We start from the raw sequence: 23,325 nt of genomic DNA on the forward strand, positions 1-23,325 counted from the left end.
TCACAACGTAACAATTATTAGTAATAGTGACACTAAAAATTAAAGCTTACCTTTTAACGTGGATTCTTAATGTGCTCGATAGCGCCATACTATTTAAGCCCATTAAAGGTACATACTTTGTACTATTTAAAAGTAGCTGCCCCATGCATTGTTGTCTAACAACTTACAAAGCAGTCAAGCCCTGACTGGTCATTATTGTTGTAGTTGGTGTTGGACTGTTACCTACTTTTAGTTTAAGTGCATTTAGTTTGCTATTGAGGGGTAATTGTATGCTTGTTTTTTATTAGAACGATAAGTTGTTGCATATATTCACAAATACGCAATATAATGCGAACAATTGTTATTTGCATGCGCAAAGATGTGCGCTTGCTACTTTTTTAAACGAGCTAAAAATGAATAATAAAAAAACATTTAGCGCTACAAAGCGTCGCCATTTTATGGCGTGCGTATTAGCACTGGTGACCGCTACGGTAATGATCACCGGTATGACTACCTATTTACCCTTTCAAATGAGTGAACAAATTTTACTGCCTATTTTACTGTTTCCCATTATTTGGGTAGGGCTGTTTATCTATGCCTACATTTGCGAAAAAGCATGGCAACCATTTTTACTCATGATCACTTTGTGTTTAGTGCATGGAGTTTTAAGTTATTTAGCATTAGTGCAGGGACAAGGATGAAATCAATTACATTAAAAAAGCTATTCCTATTACATAGCTGGGTGGGTGTAGTTACAGCTGTTCTATTATTTATTGTAGCTTTTACTGGTGCGCTTGCAGTACTTGCCAGACCAGAGCTTAAAATTTGGGCTAACCAATCGTTGCATCAAACTCAACATATTCCTAATAGTGAAGTTAATTCGTTAGTAAATACCTACCACGCACAAGTACCTGAAGAGTTTGGTGAAAATATTCATGTATTTATGCCGACAGGGCATAATTTTCACTTGCTTGCTTTAGTATTCGAGTCTCACCATGGTGATGAAAATTACCAGCAAGAAGTACTTAGAGCATTTGAATTTGACCCAGCAAGCTTAGCATTGGTAAATACCTACTATGGTCCAAGTAAGCAATATTATGCCAACAGAAAAACAGATGCAGCTAGTTACATTGCTGAGTTTCATGCTGACTTACATTTAGGGCGCCCTATAGGTCTTATTTTAACTGGCTTTTTGGGCTTAACGTTATTAGTAAGTACGGTAACGGGGCTATTTATACATCGTAAATTAATTAAAGAACTGTTTACCTTTAGATGGCTCAAAGGTTTTGATGTCACTATTAGTGACGGCCACAAAGTAATGGGTATTTGGGGCAGTATTTTTAATATTGTAATTGGCTTTAGCGGCGCATTTTTAGGCTTGGCCACCGTAATTTTACTACCTGCCGCCGCTTTTGTTAGTTTTGGTGGCGACCAAGATAAGTTAATAGAAACCTTTACAGCTATCCCTGAACCTATAATTAGTCATGTAAATCAGCCGACTGACATAACCGCTATTTTAGGTGATGCGCAGCAACGCTACCCACATGCTGTAATTTTAGATGCCACGGTAATGGCGCATAACGATGCAAACGCACAAGTGTATTTACGTCTTTTAGGAGGCGAGGCTGTGGCTTCTCAGCTATTGCATTACAATGGACAAGGGGAGTACATCGCTTCAATGAGTAGCTTTGGCGATATAGCAGGGGTATCAATTAAAATTATTGAAATACTCTTCCCATTACACTTTGGTAATTTTGCTGGATTATTTGTGAAACTACTTTGGGTAATGCTTGGTTTAGCATGTGCCTTAATGCCACTTTCAGGCATGATGATGTGGTTAGCAAAGCGTAGCAGAGGTAGCACACCAACGCTTAGTGCTGGCGCATATGCAAAGTGGAACCGCTTTATTATAGGCAGTTGCGGCGGTTTAGTGCTTGCCTGTTGTGTATTATTCCCTATGCAAATACTTTTAAATTATGCCGTGGCAGGTGTTGAGCACAACGCTTACTTTGGGCCGCTATTTTTTTACTCGTGGTTAGTTTGGCTAGTAATTGCCATATTTTGGCAAAACTATAAAAGCTACTTTAAAGCCACTGTGCTATTTTGCGCTCTGTCACTAATGAGTGTTTTACCACTTAATAGCGTGTTAGGTGTAAATAATGTTATTAACGCAAACAGTACCTTGGTAGTAGTTACCGATATCAGCTTTTTAATTGTTGGACTGGCGTTTTTATGGGGGTACTTAAAAACACACTCTGCAGCAACGCCACTTACAGAGGTAAAAACAGCATGAATACTTTGGCGATAGTGATTGCGTTAATGTGTTTACTAGCTGCTTTATTATTAATGAGAAGTAAGCACTACAAAGTAACCCATAAATGGCTGTACTGTTTTGTTTTAACAGCTATTGCCTTGGCATGTTTTATACATGTTTACGCTATAATAGCGGGTGTTGTATGCACCATTGCAGCGTTTACCGTAATGGGCATACTGGTTACGGTGTATTTAGGTAAACAGCGCTTAAGTTAAAAAGGCTTTGGCTGTATCAATTCCCATTTTATACCCATCGTTGAGCCGTTTAACGTTTTTGGTTGTACGGCCCACTCTAAATTGAGGCGGTGGGGCAATGACATTGATTTTGCAATCTTTAGGCGGGTTATTAATAAAATCTATGCTCCTGTTGTAAACGTGCGCTCTGTTCGTCGCGCTTTTTATGAGAGCTGGGTAGTTTTTATATAGTTTTTTAGTTAACCACTGGGATCTATTTGGCTTTTTTCTATAACCTAATGGCTGAGAAAGTACGACGGTTATTTCTTTAGCACCCATTTCGTAAGCTTTTATAACAGGAATAGAGTCTGCTACGCCGCCATCGGTCATCGCAATATCATTAATAATAGGGTAGTTGCGATACGCAATAGGGATAGCACACGATGCCTTAAGTTGCTCTATCATTAAATCGCTCGTTGCTTTTAGGTATTGAGGTTGCCCTGTGGTGATGGCGGTGGAGACGATATAAAATTCATGAGCCGCTTTTGCAAAAGTGTTTGTGTTTAGCGGGATCTCATCAATGGTTGCTTGCCACAGCCAATCTAAATCAAACAAGTGTCCGCCTTTGATAAAGCGCGCTAAGTTAATAAATTCTGGCCGACACGAAAAATCGGTAATCACATGGTAATTTCGTTTAGGTTGTTGGCATAAATAAGCGGCTATATTGGTAGCGCCAGCAGAAACCCCAAAATAATTAGTAAAAGGCTGATAACGCTGCGCTAAAAACTCATCAAGCACCCCGGCGGCAAAAATACCGCGCATTGCCCCTCCCTCGACGACTAAAGAATGTTTATTGTTATTATTAATCATACTATTACCTCCCTTTAGATGATATTACCAACTAACTAAGTAAAGCGCGATCAAATGCTTAAAATAATTATACCCATCTGACATATTACTTAATTCATTTAAGGAATGAAACGTGATGTTAGCGGTGCTAAAAATTTTGATATAAACAGACGAATTACGAAACTTTAACCCCGTCATCTACATGTTTATTATTTGAGACTAAGCCACTTAATTAAGCTATTTAGTATTAGTGCACTGTTTAGCTTAGAAAACGTGCCTAGTTGTTAATGTGTTTTGATTAATCGTAAGTGTCGGGTATTTCTGATAAGGTATTTATTAATACAAGGCTTTGTTAATAATAAAGAATCGTTATTTATGACTGACTCAAATGTGACCGTATTTAGTAATCTACAAAATAAGTTAGGTGAAAGCCCGCTTTGGCACCCTTTGCTTGAAACGCTATTTTGGGTAGACATAGAAAAAAATCTATTGCTGAGTATGTGTCTGACAAAACCAGACTCGTTAGCTCAAGTTGAAATGCAAGATACGGTTTCGGCCTTAGCGTGGCTTGACAAGGCACACCTTATTATTGGCACCAGTACGGGTATTTATAAATACCATATAGCTTCTGGGGTGCGCCAAACGCTTACATTTTTAGAAAACACCCAGCCTACACGACGCGCTAACGATGGCCGAGCCGACCCTTGGGGTGGGTTTTGGCTAAGTACTATGGATAAAAGCGCCCGCTCAGGCGGGGGAAAAATTTACCGATTTTATCAAAATTCGCTTAATTGTGTGGTGCAAGGGTTAACCATCCCCAACGGTCTTTGTTTTGATAAAGCACGCTCACGCGCGTATTACTGCGACTCTAAAGCCAGTTGTATTTTTTCTTTGAATGTACACCCACAAAGTGGTGAGCCTATTTTACCAGCGAGTGTTTTTTATCAATTTAAAAATACTGAAGTGGACCCAGACGGTTGTGTGATTGATGCACAAGGGAATTTATGGCTTGCAGTGTGGGATATGGGCTGCGTTATGTGTTTATCCCCAAATGGGGAAGTTTTACAAACACAACCATTACCCGCTAAAAAGCCTACAAGCGTTGTGTTTGGTGGCAAAAACGCGCAGTGGCTATTTGTAACGTCTGCAGATGATAGTAATGTAAAAACTAACCAGTCATTACAAGGTAATGTATTTAAAATAACAGGCATACAAAACGGGCAGCTAGAGCCGCCCGTGATGCTATGATTGAATTTAGTTATTTAAATTGGCACACTTTATTTCGTCCTGTTTCTTTTGCTTTGTAGAGTGCTTGGTCGGCTTTATTTATAAAGCATTGCGGTGTGCTGTTTTTATCCGGCATGGCAGAATAAAAACCAATACTTAACGTTAGGTACTCACTTACACTAGATTTATTGTGTTTTATGCCTGCCGCTTTAATTGTTTGTTGAATTAAGCGGGTAAATTGCAGGCAGTCTTGCTCATTAGTTGCCGGTAAAATTACGGCAAATTCTTCACCTCCATAGCGTGCGGTTAAATCGCCCTCGCGTCGGCATTGCGCCTTAAGCGCAGCTGCTACTTTTACTAAGGCTTCGTCGCCTTGCTGATGGCCATAACTGTCGTTGTAGTTTTTAAAGAAATCTATATCGCACATAATTAAACTAACGGGTTGTTCAGCACGTGCGCAGCGCTTAATTTCACTCTCTAGTGCTTTGTCGAAACATCGCCGGTTTGCAATTGAGGTGAGGCTGTCGGTATTTACAAGTTGGTTGAGCTTTTGATTCGCAGTTATTAGCTGCTGTTGTATGCGTTGAAGTTCTTGCTTGTAATTTAAATTTTTAAATGCGTTAGCAATTATCTCGCCTACAAGCTTTATTCTAATTAAATCTAGGTCTGTCCATTCGCGTTTTTGTTTTACACAGTCACAACCTATAAAGCCTACCAGCTCTTTATCGTAGCGAAGGCCAATACATAATACTGATTGAATTCCTTCACGCTCTAGTTCTTGTTTTTCTTTAGTTGCTTTTATTGGGAGACTGGCAACATCATTTACTTTAAATAAGTGCGTGGTATCCATTAAATTAGCGAAGTAGGGGAGTGAGTTTGTTGGGACATGTTGTAGCTGCTCTTTAAACGCCTGAATGCCTTGATTAACCCATTCATGAGTATTACGCATTGACTTACCATCTTCAGAGAATTTAAATAAGTAGCTTCTATCGGCATGGCAAACAGTGCCAATGGCTTTAAGTGCAAACCCTATATGCGTATCAATATTGTCATTTTGGATATCTATTAAATCAGTAGAAATTTTTGAGATTATTTTATCAAAGTTATATTGCGCATCTTGGTTGTGCTCAATAACTTCAAACGTTGCTATATGTAAGTGTTTATTTAGCTGGGCGAGTTTGGCATTTAGCAACAGGCTTTTGGTTTGTTTTTGTAATAATACGTGGCAGTTAGTATTTATCACCAAGTATTTTTCAAACAATTGCTCAATCGTAAATTGTTTTCTACTCTCAGGGCTGCTGAGCTTAAGGTGCTTAAAATCAGCCTTGTTTAGGGTGTGTTTTTCAGGTAGGTCAAATATAAGCTGTGCTTGCGAGTTTGCTTTATAGGTGTGTTTTTTAACGTCATAAAGTACAACAGCAAATGGAATAAGCTTAACAGTACTCCAAATATCCTCTAATTGTTTTAAGCCCACTCATTGCTCCAGTTGCTTGTTTATAGAATGTGTTATTCCCTTTATGTATTGTTTAGTACAGTTTTAGCAATTTTGCTAAGTTTTTAGTGCGTTTAAAGGTGCTTCGTATTACAATTGCAACTGTATATCATTGCCCTTTTCTACTCTAAGCCATCTGCCGGCTTATTTGCAATTTAAGTATAGGTTTTTCAAGCTTTTCATGACAGAAATCACTACACACCAAGCGTCTCGTCGTCGGCTACTTATCGCTTTGGCGATCACATGTTCATTTATGGTAATTCAGGTTATTGGCGCTTATTACGCAAATTCGCTTGCTGTGCTTGCTGATGCGGGGCACTTATTTGTGCATAACAGCTCGCTATTTATTGCTCTTATTGCCTCTACCTTAGCCATTCACTTTGCTAAAACTTATAACGATGGCTACCAACGCGCTGAACTTATTGGTGGTCTTATAAATGGTCTGCTGTATTTGGCTATTAGTTCCGTTATTTTATATGAAGGTATTGAAAGAATCTCCCATCATAACGATGGCCATGATTTAGAAATAAACAGCTTTTTAATGTCGAGTATTGCCTCTGTAGGATTTTTATTTCATGGTGCCGCAGCGTGGGTACTTTACAAAGGGCGCAAAGCGAGCATTAATGTTTACGCTGTGTTTTTACATTCGTTTTTCGATATTATATCGACCATTTCTACGTTTATAGCCGGTGTACTCATTTACTATACAGGTTGGAGCATTATTGATATTTTATCGAGCATGTTGATAGCCTCGTTTGTGCTCTTTACAGGCGGTAAAGTAATTACTAGTTGTATTAAAGGACTGTTTTTTAATAGCGCTAAATTGCCTAAAGTAAAAGACATTGAGCAATCTATTACCGACTTAGAGCATGTACATAATGTACATAATGTGACGGTACTGCGTAAAGACAATGATATTATTGTCGGCGCTCATGTAGTGTTAAAACAGCATTGTACTATTGAAAAGCACGACGAAGCTTGTCGCTTAAAAATAGAAAAGCTCCTTGCGGCTCGTTTTAATGTTAAAAGCAGTGTATTGCAAATAGAGAGCCACGAATGCCAACATATTCATAGCTAATTGTTTATTAAACTCTGAATATGCTCAATGGTTTCTGCGCTTTGCAATTGCTGTGCGCGCATTGGTTTTGCAAAATAATAACCTTGCACAACATGACAGCCTAAGCCTTCTAAAAACGCTTTTTGTTGCTTAGTTTCAACGCCCTCGGCTATGCAATAAAGCCCAAGGTTTTGGGCCAAAGTATAAATGGTTTTGATTATAGACTCATCACTCTTATCACTCCCAATACTGTTAACAAAGCTTTGATCTATTTTAATAACATCGATAGGGAACTGACTTAGATAGGTGAGTGATGAGTAGCCAGTACCAAAATCATCCAGTAAAAGCTTAAAGCCAGCAGCCTTTAATTTTTGTAATTGTTTAGCGGCTTTTTGCTTATCTTCGAGCAATATGTTTTCAGTTATTTCTAAGCGCAGCTGCACTGGGCTCATTTTATGGTGTTTTAAAATATTAATCAGTTTGGTGGCTATATTGGTTCTCAAAATGTGTTTTGGTGACAAATTAAGCGAGATATAAAATAATGGGTTTTTAGCTAAAGTAGGTGCTAGTTCAGATAGCGCACGCTCTAAAGCTTGTTCAGTCAACGCTTCAATAAGGCCTGTTTCTTCTGCTAATGGGATAAATAAAGCCGGTGAGACAAATTGACCGTTATTTTCCCAGCGCATTAGTAATTCAACGCCATTAATTGTTTGCGCTTGCGTATCGATAATGGGTTGGTAATGATTAAATAACAGCTGATCTTTAGCGGCATCTTTTAAATCGTTTTCAAGGATGAGTTTTTGTTTTATTTTCTCGTTCATCGAGTCATTAAAAAACTTAAAGCCGTTTCTGCCAGCCTGCTTTGCGTGCATCATGGCTACGTCTGCATTTCTGATCAATAAATCTGTTGAACTGGCATCATACGGGTATAAAGCGACGCCTATACTTGCAGATATATTTATAGAAAAATCTTCAATAATCACTTTATTAGCAAGTTCTGAGCTTATGCCTTTAACTGTTTGATTAAGAATCGAAATGTCTTCAACTTTATCTATAAGGACTAAAAACTCGTCACCGCTTTGGCGACCAAGTGTGGCATTACTTGGCAGCATTGAACTTACCCTTTGGGTAATATTACATAGAAGCTGATCACCAACAGCGTGTCCAAACGTGTCATTTACCGGTTTAAATTTATCCAAGTCAATAAATAATAATGCGCTTTGCGTTAGTTGTTCACGCGCAATCTCAATAGATTGACTGATTTTTTGATGCATTAAACTGCGGTTAGGCAACTGTGTGAGCGGATCGAAGTTAGCTAAATAACGTAGCTCATCTTCGGCCTTTTTTTGCTCGGTTAGATCGGATATAACAATTACATAATAGCTAATGCTGTTTGCTTCTTTCGCGATTGCGGTAGCACTTATATGGATCGGGTGGTGCTGATTAGTCGCGGTTTTAATAATGGTATCAGTTCGCCAGTTTTGCTTAGCGGTTAAGGTTTTTAATGTGTTGGCATAGCGTTTACATTGCGCTTTACCTATCGCTTTAACAAACACTTTTAAGCTTAGTGGTTGCGTATGACTTTGTGAGAAGGTTTTTATAAAACTGTTGTTTGCAGAAACCGGCACTAAGTTATTATCTAAAATAAGCAACCAGTCATTTATCTGTCCAAACGCCTCACCTAAAATGTTGGCTTGCTGTTCATTGGCACGTTGCTCAGTAATGTTGGTGTATATACCAGATACAGAGACAGGCTTGTGTGTTTGTTCATCATAAATAATTTGCCCTAAATCTTGATACCATAGCCAATGGCCCAACTTGTGCTTTAACCGGTATGTTGCTTGCCAATGCTCTTGCTTTTTTTGCTTTGTAAAATTTAACCAATGAGAAATCACGCGTGGTTTATCTTCAGGGTGAATCAAAGCTAAATAGTGCTTTAGTGGTATGCGTTTTGGTAAATTTGTATAACCAAGTTCACTACCACGGTTAGTATTTACCGACTCGTCGTGGTAGTGGTAGTCCCAAATGCCACTTTTATTGTTTGTAAGGGCAAGCTCGGTTTGTTTTTGCGAGTGTATAGTCGCTTTTTGCGCATTAGCGATAGCTAGCTGCCTGCTTCTGTATTGCCAAAAAAGTAAACACAATATAGTGCTTATAATTAAAATATAAGCCGCATACGCATAAGGAGACTTCCATGGCGCGTACGCCACTTTAAAATTTAACAGCGCCGGCTTCGACTCTGTCGCACTATTAAAATTATATGCGCTGGCCGTTAATTGGTAATTACCTGGCGGTAGCGTTGTAAAAAATATTTTATTTGTCTTTAAATTATCATACTCGAGTGAAGTAGGCCCTTGAAGCGTAATTTTGTAACGTGTTTCCGCGCTATTTTGAAAATCAAAATTTGAAAAGCTTACCTCTAAGCCCATATCTTCATGTGTTAATTCCAACGCAGAGACGGCAAACTGACTGGGTTTATAGTTTAAGTCGCGCGACATTAACCTAATATCGGTTATTGCCGTGGTTGTTTGTTTGCTTTGCTGTAAAAACTCAGCTGGGTCAAACGAAATCGCACCATAACTGCTGCCAAACATAATATTGTTATTTTTAAGCGTAATGGCCCCTAAGGTACTAAATGAATTAACCGACAAACCATCTTTTACCGTAAAAACTCGCAGCCTTAACGTGTCGGTATTTAAGCGGTACAAACCATTTTTGCTGCTAAACCATAAATACCCATAGTCATCGCTAATAAGTGAATAAATAGACTGCGTTTTTAGCGCATTAGTGACGTTAAAGTGGTGTTTTTTTTCATAGCTTTGTGCATCAATTCCCACTAAGCCTTCACTGGTTGTGGCAAGCCATAAAATGTTGTTTTTATCAATCAACCAGTTTTCTACTGTGTGGTAACTTTGGTTGCCTTTTTTACTGGTTTTATAAATAGCGGTTAAGGTGTTTGTTTGCTCGTTATATCGATAAAAATGGGTGGTTGTGCTTATTACAAACTCATTGGGGTAATCGTTAAAAGGACGATGAAAAGTGTACGCATTTAGAGGGTCTATATGCTGTTTTAAGCCTTTAATTTCGCGTGTTAATCCCGTTTTACCATTATAAACATAAAAGCCGTGATCATTATAAAACGCAAATGTATCTGGAGCTATCTCTGACACACCATAAATAGTTGCATCTTTGGACATAACGTTATTTAAATCTTTTTTTGCAACCGTGGTCCCCGTTTTTTTATCAAATAAAATTAAATTGTAGTATCCCGTTAGCCATAAGTACCGCGAATTGGGTTCTAAATGTGCTTTATTAATGGCAAAAATTGCGTATTCGCCATACACCGCTTTAGGGTCTCGCGAGGTTAAGTGATAAGTGGTGTGATTGTCAGCATTTACATGAGCGAGGCCATTATCGGTGCCATACCACATAGTTAAGTCAGCATCTTGGAAAATACTATTTATATGGTTGTTTTTGGGTAAGGTTACTTTTTTAAAACGTCGTGTGTTTATTGACCAAGTAAGCACACCTTGCGTGCGCGATGCAAGCCAAAACACGCCGCTTGAGTCAACCATTAAATCGTTAATGGTATTTTCGGTAATATTAAATTTGCTTTGATCAAAGCTAAGTACCAGCTCAGTCGTCCCTTTTGCTCGCTTAAATTCGAACAAGCCATGCTCTGTGGCAATAAATTCGCCATAAGGTGTATTGGTGTAATCCCAAATATTGTAATCAGCAATAACACGTTTAGTGCTTTGATATGCAGGCGTATGAGCTTTTTTATCTAAACTTAACGCGTACATGCCTTCAACTGTGCCGACTAATAACCCTAGCATGGGGTCGATAGCTAAAAACTTAACATTATTATTATCGGCTGTTTGTTTATTGGGGGCTTGTAAACTAAGAGAGCGTAAAGATTCTGTTTTTAGGTCGTAACTAAATAAACCTGCTTGTGTGCCTATAAAAAGCGTGCCTTGGTAATATTTTAGCGCGCGTACCATGGTCTCTTCACTTTGTGCTGTAAACTCTAAGGTGAGTGAGTTTGTACTAGAACTCAGTGAATACACGTTGTTTAAAATGGCAAAGTAAAAAGTATCCTGATACTGTTCAACAGCTTCAATTGAGGCGTAGTTTGCTGTATTGCCAGCAAGGCTACCTGAAAATATATTGCGAGTAGCTAACGTTTTAGGATCAACCAAAAAAGCGCCTGCAAGCTCAGTTGACACAATAATATTGCCTTCATGGGTTTTAAAAAGCGTAGTAATGAAATTTTCGTTAAGGTTAAATCCGCCATCAAAGGGAGTGACAGTGTAACCATCAAAGCGGTTTAGGCCTTGCGCTGTGGCTATCCAAATGTAACCTAAATCATCTTGTAGAATTTTAGTTACGTAGTTTTGGGATAAACCTTCATCGGTAGATATTCGTTGTAATTGTTGAGCATAATTTGTGGTGGCCGATACGCTATTAATACAAAGAAAATAAACAGTGGTGAAGAGAAAAAACAGAATACTCAATCGCACTAATAAACTCGCTCTAGGGCAGGGGGAATGTACATTTAAAAGTTAAATATAGCACACTTTTTTGAATTGTGGATTACAACTTATATCAACTAAACTTAGTCATTAATAATTACTTAAGCTACGCTTGCTAATTATAATTAAGTAAAAAACGGGGTGTTATGATGAGTCACAAAAATTTATATGCTGATAAAAGCATTTTATTAGTAATAGACATTCAAGATAACCTCTCTCCCGCAATTAGCGAATTTTCTGATTTACTGCAGTGGTCAATAAAAATTGCCAAAGTTAGTGCCATTTTTAAAATTCCTAGCATTGTTACAGAGCAATACCCACAAGGACTAGGTAGCACAAATAGACGATTAAAAGACGCGCTTTTAAATGCGCAGAGTATTGAAAAAACACATTTTAGTGCATGTAACGAGCCGACATTTAATGCTACGTTTAAACAACTTACACGCACGCAAGTTATAGTAATAGGCACAGAGTCACATGTATGTGTTTTACAAACCTGTTTAGATTTAATAGCGCAAGGGATTGAAGTATATGTAGCTGCTGATGCGGTAGGCTCACGAGATCCGGAGCATAAATCATTAGCTTTAATGCAGCTACAACAAGCAGGTGCTATCATTACCAGCGTAGAAAGTATTATTTTTCAATGGACAAAAAACGCCGCATCGCCAGAATTTAAAGCGGTTTTATCAATTATTAAGTAAAGTTTGCAGGCTAAGCTATAGTAATAAAAATGTGGTCGAAATTATCGGCTAATACGTACAAAACCCGATTATATTATAAAACTAATAACTAAAGGTATTTATGAATAGTGTAAGTCGTTTATTCACCATAATATTCATTTTTTTGTTTGTAGAGTCAATAGCTCTAGGGGTGTACTTTGGCACACTTGCACAAGCATTTATTGTTGGCTTACCTTTAAGCTTATTGCCCATTTGGTTACTTAAAACTCAGCAAAATAACCCCGTTACTGGGCACGTGGTTGCAGCAGCAATCATGATGTTTTCTTTTTTGCACATACAACAAGCCTTTGGATTAATAGAAATACACTTCGAAATATTCATCTTAATGGCCATGTTAATCATGTTTGTGAACTGGCGCGTGTTTATCACTGCCATTATTTTTGTGGCCATTCATCATTTAAGCTTTTATTTTTTACAAATACAAAACACTGGTTTTTATGTATTTGACCCAGATAGGCTCGCCTTTACTACGGTACTTATACATGCCGGTTATGCAATAGTAGAGGTGTTTGTAGCCGGTTATATTGCTAAAACATTGCAACAGGAGCGGCGTGCTGGGCTGTCTTTAACCAAAGCGACAGAAGCTATTATGCACGACCCAGAACATATACAACTTTCGCTCAGAGCGGATGACAAAAATAGCAATGCCGTGGCGGGTTTTAACACCTTATTAGGTTATTTATCGGATGTGATTAGTCAAGTACAAACCCAGTCTCTTTCACTGCAGAAAAACTCTCAGCAATTAATAAACGTACATGATGAGTTAGCAAGCGGGGCTGAGCAAAGAAAGCAACAAACTAATGATATAGCTGACTCAGGCGCGCAAGTTGCCCAAGGCTTTAGTTCAGTTGAGCATGAAAGTAATGTGTTAAAGCAACAGGTAGATAGCATTTCTCAAGCTGCCAACAATGCATCTAATGATGTTATGCAAACTGCGACTAAAAGCACAGAGTTACTTAATTTACTTAATCATACCGAAGAGCAAATAAATCATTTAGTGGCAGCAGGCGATGTAATATCAGGTTTACTCAATGAGATATCAGGTATTGCAGAGCAAACTAACCTACTTGCGCTAAATGCAGCCATTGAAGCTGCAAGGGCCGGTGAACATGGCCGAGGGTTTGCTGTTGTAGCCGATGAGGTAAGAACCCTTGCTACAAGCAGTAAAGCGACGACAGACAAAATTGCATTAACGCTAAAAGATTTAGTTACTAACAGTAAAACCTCAACCCAATCTATGAGTCAATGTGTTGATTTTGTGGTTGATTTAACGCATATAAGCACCACCTTGAAAGAAAACATAAGTGCGATGAGTGAGCAAATCAAAGCTGTAAACCACAGTGCTCACTCTGTCTCACAAGTTGTTGCTGATCAAGCGGTTAACACAAAACAAATAGCCTCCAGCACAGAACAAATGCAGCAAAGCCAATATCAAGACACCAAGGTGGTCGAAAAGTTAACCGCCAAAGTTCAAATGATAGATGTAAGTATTGCCGTGTTAGAGCAGAGCATTGCCAAGTTTAAGTAAATCAGCCATAAAAACGAGGATAGTAATAGTTTTGTGGCTAGTTGTGACTGTCTCAGGGCTGGTTTATTATCAATACAACCAGTTACGTGTATTTGATAGTGTGGGTGTACTTGAGCAAACTGGGTGGTTTGCCAATTTTAAGCAACACATAGGATTTATAACCACTAATAAAAATGCGTTGATTATAGTCACCGACCCTGACTGCGGCTGTACCAAGCAAGCTCAACCTCACTTAAAGCAATTAGCGGCGTTTTCTAAAGCGCACAACTTTGCGCTTATCAATATTGAGCAAACAGCCTCTTTACAAAAGTTGCTCCCATCTACCCCCGCGGCAGTAGTTATTAATGACAAGGGTGACTTTGTTTATGCAGGCCCTCTTTCTCAAGGGCTTGGCTGCGCGCAGGGCAGTGGTTTTGTCGAAACGGTTATAAATAATCTTGTAGCTGGATTTAACAGCCAGCTGTTACTTAATAAAACCAGTGGTTGTTACTGCACTGCTTAATATTTGTAAAAAATGAATCGTTTCTGAGATTTTCAATTTAAAAAACGTATCTCATTATTGACTCAAGGTAATGCTTAATGCCATATAAATTTAATAAAGTATACAGTATGAATGTCGAGCCTGGTGAGTTTCTCTTACTTGGACTTCCCAGCTTTCTCTAGACAGTTTCTAACTCAGAAAAATACGCTTCCTCAAACTTAGCAGGTGAAACACCGCCTGTGTGTGAATGGCGTTTTTTTGGATTGTAGAACATTTCTATAAAATTGAATATCTCAGCTTTCGCATCTTCCCTTGTCGAATATATCTTACGCTTAACTATTCGCTTTTTAATCTTTACAAAAAAGCTTTCAGCAACTGCATTATCGTGACAATTCCCAGCTCGACTCATTGAGGGTACAAGGTTATATTCTTTCATAAAGGCTAAGTAATCAGCGCTACCATACTGGCTTCCTTAATCACTATGTACCATTACGTCAGCTTTCGGCTGGCGCTGATAAACTGCCATGAGCAATGCTTTAATTACTAAGTGTTTGTCCATGTTTTTATCCATCGACCAGCCTACGATGCGCCTAGAGAATAAATTCATGACAGTGGCTACATACAAGAAGCCTTCATAGGTTCTCACATAAGTAATATCACTTACTCAAGTTTGATTCGGCGCAGGAGGATTAAACTGTCGAGCTAGCAAGTTATCTGCAATGCGCGATGTTTTACCGCCTTTAATAGGGCGACGTTTATAACCTATTTGCGCTTTGAGTTTATGTTGGCGCATGATTTTAGCTACGCGATTAACACAGCATACTCACCAGCTTCACGTCAATCTTCGTGTACCTAAGGACTACCGTAAGTGCCACCACAGGCAACGTAAAACTTTAATAAGCTTAAGCAAACGATTATCTTCGATTGCTCTGTCACTCAATGGCTTTTTTAACCACACATAAACGCCACTACGGTGTAGCTTAAATAGTTTACACATCGCAACAATAGAAAACTCATTGGGTTTTTAGCAAACTATGGGGAGTCCATAGAGTGCCTAAAAATTATATTACCGAGATACACGTGCAGTATGGTGAAAGCAAAAACTTTAAAAGCGTCGTTTGCGCTTTAATAAGCACGTACTTTTGAAAATTTGGCGTTTTGATAAAAGTTAATTTTTATGTGAAAAATAGTATTTAGTTGTAAAAAACAAATTACAAATGCAAACATATGATGTATGTTATCATTAATAAACCTTAGAAACATAATAAATACGATCTATAAATAACTTTTCTAAACGAGAGATAGCATGAGACAACATCTATTAGGCTTCACACTAGCCCCATTATTTTTACTTACATCAGCGTGTTCACAGCAAGAAGGTGTTATAGACTCAAAAAACACTGAAACGCTAAGTGCAGCAAGTACTTCGTTGAATAGCTACGAAAAAGCAGCACAACTAAAAATTAATAAACTTAAAAAGCTAATGGCAAAAGCTAAGCGTAAGCAAATAGATGTTACACGTGAGCAGAGCGTTGTGTGGTTTGCAGAACAGTTTTTAAAGTTTGCTAATTGGGATGAGAACAATTACGACGCTGTTGTTAAGCTATTTAGTTATGAACGTTATTATAAAGACAAAAAAGAGCAGTTAGCAAAAGACCTTCCTGATTTTGAGCGAAAGAAAGTCATTCAAATTTTAGATAAAGGGATAGATGATTTGTCTAAAGAGCTGGCTGGTGAGATAAAGCGTCGTCCTGTAAATAAAGTTGATTGGCAAAATACTAAAGCACAAGACAACATGTTTGTAAGTAATGGTAAGCCAATATTTCTATATGACTATTTTTCAAAAACGGTGGGGCAACCGCTTACAAATAAAGATATTTACAACGACCATTTAGGTGCGCTTTATCATGGTGGTGAAGATTTATACCCTGTTGATCATGATCGCGCTATTAATTCTTTTTTAGTGCGTGAGGATGGTACCTTTGACGAGGAGCTAATGAAAGAGTTAACCCGTATTCCAGACACTAACATTGGTTTTTTAGTTTATTGGCTAATGGGTATCCCACAGTGGGTTGAAGAGCGAGAACCCGAGGTTAGAAAAGGGCGTTCTTTATTTACTGGGTTCGATATTGACAACCCATTAGCACGCGAAGTATGGGGCAAGATAATTCGTAAAACGGGTGAACTCACCAAAGGTAAAAAAGTCACTGAGGTGGGTTTTGTGCTTGCTAACGAACCACATTGGTATGCTGAAAAAGGACATTGGACACAAAATTTCCAAGAAATGACGAGTATTTCTTCGTACACGTTAAATAAATTTAGAAATTGGTTGCGCACTAAATATCAGGGAAATATAACTAAGCTTAATGAAAATTGGGATACTAATTTTAAAAACTTTAAAAGTGTTGCAATAGAAATCCCTATTGATCCGGCGTTAAAAGGCTTACCCATCTGGTACGACTGGACGCGGTATAATATGGATAGAAGTACGGATTGGTTTACGTATGTTCAAAACGAACTGCACTCTGTAAATGAAGACGCCGATACTCATATTAAAATTATGCCTCGTATGTTCATGGAAGACTCTCGCTCTGGAGGTATAGATACCGAAGCTCTAGCTGAATTGACAACTATGGTTGGGCACGATGCCAAATCATTTGGTAGCGAAAACATTCGCCCTGGTAAATCGTCTAAATGGATCGAAAAATACGCTTATAATTGGGGCATTGTGGCTATGTTCCATGATTTTATGGAATCAGTAGCACCAAATAAAATTAATGTTAATTCAGAGTCCCACTTTTTATCATCGGGTCAGTGGCGTGATTTGGATACACGTACTAGTTATGTACGAAGTGTTTACTGGCTTGCCACTTTACTTGGTATGGATGCCAATATGGGGTGGTTTTGGGCACGCGATCCTGATGGTTCGCCAGAGGATCGATTAGAAGGTGACTTAGACTTTTTTGACCCAGGTTTGGGAGGAGCATTTGCGGGTTCTAACAATATGCAGCCCCATGTAACTAACGAAGTTACTCAAGTAATGTTTGATCTTAATAGTTTTTCTGAGGAAATTGTAGAGCTCAGAGAACAGCGTCGTCCGCTTCGCTTATTTTATTCTGAAACCACGGCTATTAATATTGATGACTATATGAGTAAAGGTTACGCGCTCTATGAAGATTTGTTTTTTGAAGGTTTTCCGCTTGGCTTTGCTACAAAAAATATAATCGAAAAACAAGATAATAGTAATTGGGACGCGATACTTGTCTATCGTAATAAATTTGTTACTGATGATGAATTTAAGACACTACAAGGCTATTTAAATAATGGTGGTACAGTTATTTTAGACTCTGAACAGAGCCTGTCTTTAAATGAATATGGCCAACCACGTAAAGTTAAGTTAGCACCAGGAAAAGGTAAGCTTATTGTTATGCCTAAGGGTTCTGATACTAAAGCAATTAAAAAAATGGCACTTGAGCAAGTATCAGACAGTCTACCAGATGTATCAATAACGGCGGATAATGGGGAAGATTTTAAAACGGTAACATGGCGTACTGTTAAACAAAAAAATGGGAAATATCTTGTTAATATCTTAAATTTAGGTCATGGCAATGCAGATATAGAGTTATCTCTTAAAGGCAGTAAGAATGTAAATATTAAAAACTTGATGACCAGCAATAAGCTTAAAAGTACTTTTGATATTCCATCTGAGGGTGTTCTGCTACTCGAAGTTACACCTAATTAATCTGCTTAGAACCTGTGTATATTTCACACAGGTTCTAACTGTTAAAAAAGGGACAAACCCTTTTTTTTATTGAAAACCTAAACATCATATGTTTATATTGTTTGTATTAATATTACTAAGCTAACCATTGTGCTAAATGGATAACTATTTTAACAATGCTTAGTAAGTTAATTTGTAAAACCTTTCACCTGACAGGACACACATAATGAAAGTATTCAATTTTAAATCACTGATGATAATAGGGTACTGCGCACTGTTTGCATCTACTGTATATGCCAATGACGCGGGGAAAGAACATACGCAAAAGAAAAAGCCAAATGTACTTATTTTAATGTTTGATGATATGCGATTCGACACTTTCTCCTATAGAAATGGCCCCGTTTCGACGCCAAATATTGATGCGTTAGCACATGAGGGTACGCGCTTTGATCAAGCTATGACATCTACGGGGTTATGCTCGCCTTCTCGCGCGGCTATGTTTACTGGGCGTTGGGGGCATAAAACGGGGCTTGACGATAACGTAGGGCTTTATCATTCAAGACTCTCTGAACTATCACTAAGTGAGGGAAGCGTTATTAAACGTGCAACTAGCGTAGGTTACGATGTTAGTTATGTGGGTAAATGGCACTTAGGCGCTCAAGGTCCCACCCTTCGAGGTGCTAACTTTATGTGGGGTCACGATAAAGATGAAGAGCGTAATGGCCGGCCCTTTACACCTTATGGTACTAAAAAAAATGTAGAGCGAATGAACGCTGGGGAGCGAGATGAAAACGGTGAAAAACACGACTACTATAAAACTTTGCCTGGCACTTATGCTGATACGGTAACGGCTAAAGAAGTAAACGAAGGCAAACTAATGCTGAGAAACGCAGCTAAATCAAACAAACCATTTTTTGGGATTGTTAGTTTTGAGCAACCTCATCCGCCGTACCGCGTACCAGAGCCTTACGCCAGCATGTACGACTACAAAGATATAAAACTTCCTCCCAATTTTGGTATTGAACGTAAAAACAAACCAATGGCACAAGACGATATTTGGTGGCCTTGGCATGATGTAAGCCATATGACTGAAACTGATTGGCGCAAAGCACACAGTTTTTACTATGGGGCTATCGCCATGATAGATCATGCTGTTGGCGAGCTCATTAATACCGCCAAAGAAGAAGGTTTATACGACGACCTGCACATTATTTTAGTCGGCGATCAGGGCAGCATGCTAGGCGAGCATAACCTGTACGACAAAGGCCCCTACGCGTATGACGAATTAATGCGTATGCCGCTTATTATTCGTGCGCCAAATATTGAGCCTAAAATAATTAATCGTCAGGTATCTATGCTTGATATTGCACCTACACTTCGTCAATGGATGTCATTACCCCTTGATGGTGACGAGGATGGACGTTCACTCGTGCCGTTAATGGAGCAGGGTGATAGCGCGGATTCTGGCAAAGATGATGTAGCACTTTATGCATACGAGTGGTACAACGGCGGCTGGTTTGGTATTAGAGCGATACGTACTCCTGAAATGAAGTTTGTATGGAATCCCGGCGACAGCCGCGATGAATTATACGATTTAAAAAATGATCCTTACGAAATCACAAACCAAATAGATAATCCTAAATACAAAAAACAGCTTACTGATTTAGTTAATAAAATGGCTGGGGAGCTGAAGCGTATTGAGGACCCATCATTAACTAAATTTAATCATCATATGAAAGCTTTTTTATAGCCGAGAAATGCCCTTTGGTGGGCCTTAATTGGCCTACTATTTTTTATTATCAAAATTGAGACTGGCACTATGAAAATACACACAAAATTATTGAGCGCTTTATCATCGCTTGCGCTATTAGTTGGCTCTGCGGGTATACATGCAAGTGAACAAAAACCCAATATTATTCTTATTGTTGCAGATGACCTAGGTTATGCAGATGTAGGTTTTAATGGCTCTAAAGATATTATTACCCCAAATATTGATGATCTTGCTAAATCAGGAACTTCCTTTTCAGACGCTTACGTAGCGCACCCGTTCTGCGGCCCAAGCAGAGCTGCGTTAATGACAGGTCGTTATCCACATAAAATTGGCTCACAATTTAATTTACCGACACGCGGCTCAAACGTAGGCGTGCCTACTGATGCTAAGTTTATTAGTAAATTACTAAATGAAAATAACTACTTCACTGGTGCTCTTGGTAAATGGCACTTAGGTGATGCGCCGAAATATCATCCTAATCAACGCGGTTTCGATGAATACTATGGGTTTTTAGGGGGCGGGCATAATTATTTTCCAAGTCAATACCAGCCAATTTATGAAAAGCAAAAAGCACAAGGTTTAAAAAATATTTTTGAATACTTAACACCGCTTGAACATAACGGTAAAAAAGTTAGAGAAACAGAATATATTACCGATGCACTATCACGCGAAGCCGTAAATTTTGTAGATAAAGCAGCGGAAAAAACTAACCCGTTCTTTTTATATTTAGCGTACAACGCCCCGCATGTACCACTACAAGCTAAAGATGAAGATATGGCAATGTTCCCTAATATAAAAAATAAAGATCGTAAAACATACGCGGGTATGGTTTTCGCCCTCGACCGTGGTATTGGTAAATTAGTTAGCGCTCTTAAAAAAAATAATCAGTTAGATAACACGCTTATCGTATTTATGAGCGATAACGGTGGAAAATTAAGCAAAGGCGCTAATAACTTCCCACTCACAGCCGGTAAGGGAAGTACACAAGAAGGCGGCTTTAGAGTACCTATGTTGTTTCATTGGCCTAAACATGTACCTGCGGGCAAGCGTTTTTCGCACCCTGTATCGGCACTTGATTTATACCCAACATTTGCAGCTTTAGCGGGCGCTAAAATTGAAGAAAGCCAACAATTAGATGGCACTAATATGTGGCCTGCATTTATTAAAAATGAAAACCCACATAAAGATGAGCCAATTTATGCTCTTCGTCATCGTAAAGGTTACAGTGATGCAGCGATACGCTTAAATCAATGGAAAGCTTTGAAAGTTAACCAGCAACCGTGGCAGTTATTTAATATCGAAAACGATATTTCTGAAAAAAACGATGTAAGTAAATCTAATAAAGCACTGTTAACCGACATGGTCCGCGAAATGGAAAAATGGAGCTGGGATAACCAGCAGCCTAGCTGGTTCCATGAAACTACAGAGGGTGTGAACTGGCGGCTAGATGCTATGCCACGATTTGATAAAACGTTTAAAACAACTAAGTAAGTTTTATCAAATTCACGGAGGTTTTATGAAAGTAAAAGCAGTTGTATGGCATGTGTCTTTGTTATGCATGGGTGCAAGCTTACTAGGTTGTCAGCAAGCGAGTGCCCTAACGGGCGCTCAGATAATACCTGGCAGTACATTATTTACTGAGCAGCACCAAGCAATTAAATTAGAAAACAAAAACCGGCGTAAATGGGATAACGCATTAATAAGCGATTTAGACCAAGACGGTTACCCAGATTTATTACTTACTGATCATGGTTATACCATCCGTTTGTATTGGAACAATAAAGGCGTTTACGATAAAGGCCGCGACCTAATTGTGGGTGATATGCACGGTATTGGCGTAGGCGATTACGATAAAGATGGCAAAATGGACATTTTGCTTTCGCGTGGTGGTGGCTCGGGTAGTAACGCACGCAATGCTAAATTGTTTCATTTTAACAAAAGAGAAATTATTGAAGGCGGCGAGTTTTCACCCAAACTGCCAACGTTACGTGGGCGTACTAGTAAGTTTTTTGATGCCAATAACAACGGTCATTTAGATTTATTACTAATGGGATTCCCGCAGGCGAATAGTGGTAAACAAACCAGTAATTTTATTTATAAAAACGATGGCACTGGCAATATAACCCACGCAACTGATTTACCAAAAACTAATCGAGATGGTCAAAAAGTTCTTATTACAGATTTTAATAACGATAAAATTGACGATTTAGTGATATATGGCGACGGCGCTTTACGTGTTTTAAAAGGCAATGGCGACTTTACCTTTAGTGACGTAACCGCCAACGTTTTACGTGATAAAATAATGAATGCGACGGGTGTAAGCGAAGTCGATTTTGATAACGATGGTGACTTTGATTTATATATAAGTCGAGCTAATCCATTACAAGCAGGCGATACGTTTTTTGATGCTAAAAGCCACACATTTGGTTTTTATACTAAACGTGGTCCATTTAAGTTCGACGACTTACTTATTGGCGATACGCTTAATTTAGTTAATTACCAATCACCTTATCCAAACCAAGATGTTTTTGTTGGAGAGGGGGCTTATAAATACAAGTTTGAAGGTGAAAGACATAGTGGTAAAAATATCAATATTGTAAGTAGTAACGGCTTAGGCTGGCCGGATACTCAACCTAATAAAGGACTATATGTTGGTTATATAGGTAATAATAAATGGCGTATGGCGGGTAATACCTTTTCACCAACAACGGGTGTAGTAACCGATGTTAAACATTATACCGTAAATAAAAAGCCTATAGCACCATCGGATTTGCTGCTTAAAAATAACGATGGAAAATTTGTGGATGTGAGCGCAAAAGCCGGCATTAAAACAAATTTAAATACGACCGGCGTAAGCGTGGGAGATTTTGATAACAACGGCTACCAAGATTTGTTTGTTGTTAAACAAGGCAACTTGGTAACGCCTACATCGCAAATACTGTATTTTAATAATGGCGATAACACATTTAGCCAAGCTACTCATTCGGGTTTAATAACAAATACCTTAGGCACCATAGGCTCAGGCGCAAATGTACTTGATTATAATTTAGACGGTCAGGTCGATATTATTATGAATAACGACAGAGGTCAGTGGCACTTATTTAGTAACCAAGCAAATAACAGTAATCACTATGCATTACTGCGTATAAGTAATTCACTCAAGCATAATGCCAGCGCAATTAGAGCTATAGCCACACTTAAAGCCTGTGGTAAAACCCTAACAAGACGGGTATCACCTGATGCAGCACCCTATACACAATCATTTAATAACGTCGTTCATTTTGGTTTAGGCCAGTGTAACGAAATCGATAGTGTGAGTTTGCGTTACAGCAATGGCGAAGTGATAAGTACAACTAAGGTTAGGGTAGATAGCGTAATTAATCTTTAAGGTAACAGAGTTAACTATGAGAGGTAAAAAGCAAGGTTTGGTAACAGGCCTTGCTTTTTTTTCTAAAAAAATT

At 38.6% G+C, this 23,325-nt stretch carries 18 protein-coding genes; 12 read left to right on the plus strand and 6 right to left on the minus strand.

Annotated elements, in window-relative coordinates:
- Positions 1–392: 392 nt before the first annotated feature.
- Genes AN393_RS04535 through AN393_RS04545 form a run of 3 tightly spaced genes read left to right on the plus strand, consistent with a single transcriptional unit; the run spans position 393 to position 2,508 of the window.
- On the plus strand, positions 393–680 hold the full coding sequence (locus tag AN393_RS04535) for a hypothetical protein (protein ID WP_055014531.1): 288 nt from the start codon (positions 393–395) through the stop codon (positions 678–680).
- Positions 677–2,272 (plus strand): PepSY domain-containing protein, encoded by a 1,596-nt coding sequence (locus tag AN393_RS04540; RefSeq protein ID WP_055017458.1) that lies wholly within the window; start codon positions 677–679, stop codon positions 2,270–2,272. The genes AN393_RS04535 and AN393_RS04540 overlap by 4 nt, the downstream gene beginning before the upstream one ends.
- Positions 2,269–2,508, plus strand: coding sequence for a hypothetical protein (locus AN393_RS04545; RefSeq protein ID WP_055014456.1), 240 nt, complete (start codon positions 2,269–2,271; stop codon positions 2,506–2,508). The genes AN393_RS04540 and AN393_RS04545 overlap by 4 nt, the downstream gene beginning before the upstream one ends.
- On the opposite strand, the gene AN393_RS04550 is transcribed toward AN393_RS04545, so the two are convergent.
- Positions 2,500–3,336 (minus strand): patatin family protein, encoded by an 837-nt coding sequence (locus tag AN393_RS04550; RefSeq protein ID WP_055017459.1) that lies wholly within the window; start codon positions 3,334–3,336, stop codon positions 2,500–2,502. The two genes, AN393_RS04545 and AN393_RS04550, sit on opposite strands and share 9 nt — an antisense overlap.
- Before the next feature lie 354 nt (positions 3,337–3,690).
- Between AN393_RS04550 and AN393_RS04555 the strand changes: the two genes are divergently transcribed.
- Positions 3,691–4,563, plus strand: a complete 873-nt coding sequence (locus AN393_RS04555; RefSeq protein WP_055017460.1) for an SMP-30/gluconolactonase/LRE family protein — start codon at positions 3,691–3,693, stop codon at positions 4,561–4,563.
- A gap of 10 nt (positions 4,564–4,573) precedes the next feature.
- On the opposite strand, the gene AN393_RS04560 is transcribed toward AN393_RS04555, so the two are convergent.
- On the minus strand, positions 4,574–6,016 hold the full coding sequence (locus AN393_RS04560; protein ID WP_055017461.1) for a diguanylate cyclase domain-containing protein: 1,443 nt from the start codon (positions 6,014–6,016) through the stop codon (positions 4,574–4,576).
- Positions 6,017–6,215: 199 nt separating this feature from the next.
- Between AN393_RS04560 and AN393_RS04565 the strand changes: the two genes are divergently transcribed.
- Positions 6,216–7,112 carry a cation diffusion facilitator family transporter gene (locus AN393_RS04565; RefSeq protein ID WP_055014451.1) on the plus strand — a complete coding sequence of 299 codons (897 nt, stop codon included), beginning with the start codon at positions 6,216–6,218 and terminating at the stop codon, positions 7,110–7,112.
- On the opposite strand, the gene AN393_RS04570 is transcribed toward AN393_RS04565, so the two are convergent.
- A complete protein-coding gene (locus AN393_RS04570; protein WP_055017462.1) occupies positions 7,109–11,611 on the minus strand; it encodes an EAL domain-containing protein in 4,503 nt (1,500 codons plus the stop codon). The two genes, AN393_RS04565 and AN393_RS04570, sit on opposite strands and share 4 nt — an antisense overlap.
- Before the next feature lie 158 nt (positions 11,612–11,769).
- On the opposite strand from AN393_RS04570, the gene AN393_RS04575 reads away from it, so the two are divergent.
- The 3 genes from AN393_RS04575 to AN393_RS04585 all read left to right on the plus strand — a co-directional run bounded on the left by AN393_RS04575 (position 11,770) and on the right by AN393_RS04585 (position 14,393).
- Positions 11,770–12,324, plus strand: a complete 555-nt coding sequence (locus tag AN393_RS04575) for a hydrolase (RefSeq protein ID WP_055017463.1) — start codon at positions 11,770–11,772, stop codon at positions 12,322–12,324.
- 100 nt (positions 12,325–12,424) lie between these two features.
- On the plus strand, positions 12,425–13,891 hold the full coding sequence (locus AN393_RS04580; protein ID WP_055014448.1) for a methyl-accepting chemotaxis protein: 1,467 nt from the start codon (positions 12,425–12,427) through the stop codon (positions 13,889–13,891).
- A gap of 43 nt (positions 13,892–13,934) precedes the next feature.
- Positions 13,935–14,393, plus strand: coding sequence for a DUF6436 domain-containing protein (locus AN393_RS04585; RefSeq protein ID WP_408003131.1), 459 nt, complete (start codon positions 13,935–13,937; stop codon positions 14,391–14,393).
- A 157-nt stretch (positions 14,394–14,550) separates the two neighbouring features.
- Here AN393_RS04585 and AN393_RS20415 read toward each other — a convergent pair whose 3' ends face one another.
- From AN393_RS20415 to AN393_RS20665, 3 genes are read right to left on the minus strand one after another with little or no spacing between them, the layout of a single operon-like run.
- Positions 14,551–14,808 (minus strand): IS3 family transposase, encoded by a 258-nt coding sequence (locus tag AN393_RS20415; protein WP_200909022.1) that lies wholly within the window; start codon positions 14,806–14,808, stop codon positions 14,551–14,553.
- Between the two features lie 36 nt (positions 14,809–14,844).
- Complete coding sequence (locus AN393_RS20420; RefSeq protein ID WP_327077725.1) at positions 14,845–15,027, minus strand: DDE-type integrase/transposase/recombinase; 183 nt, start codon at positions 15,025–15,027, stop codon at positions 14,845–14,847.
- 9 nt (positions 15,028–15,036) lie between these two features.
- Complete coding sequence (locus tag AN393_RS20665; RefSeq protein ID WP_268795558.1) at positions 15,037–15,165, minus strand: hypothetical protein; 129 nt, start codon at positions 15,163–15,165, stop codon at positions 15,037–15,039.
- A gap of 513 nt (positions 15,166–15,678) precedes the next feature.
- Between AN393_RS20665 and AN393_RS04595 the strand changes: the two genes are divergently transcribed.
- From AN393_RS04595 to AN393_RS04610, 4 genes are all read left to right on the plus strand, one after another.
- Positions 15,679–18,114: a hypothetical protein gene (locus AN393_RS04595; RefSeq protein ID WP_055017464.1), complete on the plus strand. Its 2,436-nt coding sequence runs from the start codon at positions 15,679–15,681 to the stop codon at positions 18,112–18,114.
- A 205-nt stretch (positions 18,115–18,319) separates the two neighbouring features.
- Positions 18,320–19,843, plus strand: a complete 1,524-nt coding sequence (locus tag AN393_RS04600; protein WP_055014445.1) for a sulfatase-like hydrolase/transferase — start codon at positions 18,320–18,322, stop codon at positions 19,841–19,843.
- Positions 19,844–19,912: 69 nt separating this feature from the next.
- Positions 19,913–21,355 (plus strand): sulfatase-like hydrolase/transferase, encoded by a 1,443-nt coding sequence (locus AN393_RS04605; RefSeq protein ID WP_055014444.1) that lies wholly within the window; start codon positions 19,913–19,915, stop codon positions 21,353–21,355.
- A 25-nt stretch (positions 21,356–21,380) separates the two neighbouring features.
- Positions 21,381–23,252 carry a CRTAC1 family protein gene (locus AN393_RS04610; RefSeq protein WP_055017481.1) on the plus strand — a complete coding sequence of 624 codons (1,872 nt, stop codon included), beginning with the start codon at positions 21,381–21,383 and terminating at the stop codon, positions 23,250–23,252.
- Positions 23,253–23,325: the final 73 nt, after the last annotated feature.

The sequence above is a fragment of the Pseudoalteromonas sp. P1-25 genome (genome assembly GCF_001401805.1).
GTDB lineage: Bacteria > Pseudomonadota > Gammaproteobacteria > Enterobacterales > Alteromonadaceae > Pseudoalteromonas.

Excerpts from the sequence above, each read along its gene's own strand:
- AN393_RS20415 (WP_200909022.1), bottom strand. The coding sequence starts at position 14,808 with ATGAAAGAATATAACCTTGTACCCTCAATGAGTCGAGCTGGGAATTGT.
- AN393_RS04595 (WP_055017464.1), top strand. The coding sequence starts at position 15,679 with ATGAGACAACATCTATTAGGCTTCACACTAGCCCCATTATTTTTACTT.
- AN393_RS04600 (WP_055014445.1), top strand. The coding sequence starts at position 18,320 with ATGAAAGTATTCAATTTTAAATCACTGATGATAATAGGGTACTGCGCA.
- AN393_RS20665 (WP_268795558.1), bottom strand. The coding sequence starts at position 15,165 with ATGCGCCAACATAAACTCAAAGCGCAAATAGGTTATAAACGTCGCCCT.
- AN393_RS04535 (WP_055014531.1), top strand. The coding sequence starts at position 393 with ATGAATAATAAAAAAACATTTAGCGCTACAAAGCGTCGCCATTTTATG.
- AN393_RS04540 (WP_055017458.1), top strand. The coding sequence starts at position 677 with ATGAAATCAATTACATTAAAAAAGCTATTCCTATTACATAGCTGGGTG.
- AN393_RS04550 (WP_055017459.1), bottom strand. The coding sequence starts at position 3,336 with ATGATTAATAATAACAATAAACATTCTTTAGTCGTCGAGGGAGGGGCA.
- AN393_RS04580 (WP_055014448.1), top strand. The coding sequence starts at position 12,425 with ATGAATAGTGTAAGTCGTTTATTCACCATAATATTCATTTTTTTGTTT.
- AN393_RS04565 (WP_055014451.1), top strand. The coding sequence starts at position 6,216 with ATGACAGAAATCACTACACACCAAGCGTCTCGTCGTCGGCTACTTATC.
- AN393_RS04545 (WP_055014456.1), top strand. The coding sequence starts at position 2,269 with ATGAATACTTTGGCGATAGTGATTGCGTTAATGTGTTTACTAGCTGCT.
- AN393_RS04575 (WP_055017463.1), top strand. The coding sequence starts at position 11,770 with ATGATGAGTCACAAAAATTTATATGCTGATAAAAGCATTTTATTAGTA.
- AN393_RS04605 (WP_055014444.1), top strand. The coding sequence starts at position 19,913 with ATGAAAATACACACAAAATTATTGAGCGCTTTATCATCGCTTGCGCTA.
- AN393_RS04555 (WP_055017460.1), top strand. The coding sequence starts at position 3,691 with ATGACTGACTCAAATGTGACCGTATTTAGTAATCTACAAAATAAGTTA.
- AN393_RS04610 (WP_055017481.1), top strand. The coding sequence starts at position 21,381 with ATGAAAGTAAAAGCAGTTGTATGGCATGTGTCTTTGTTATGCATGGGT.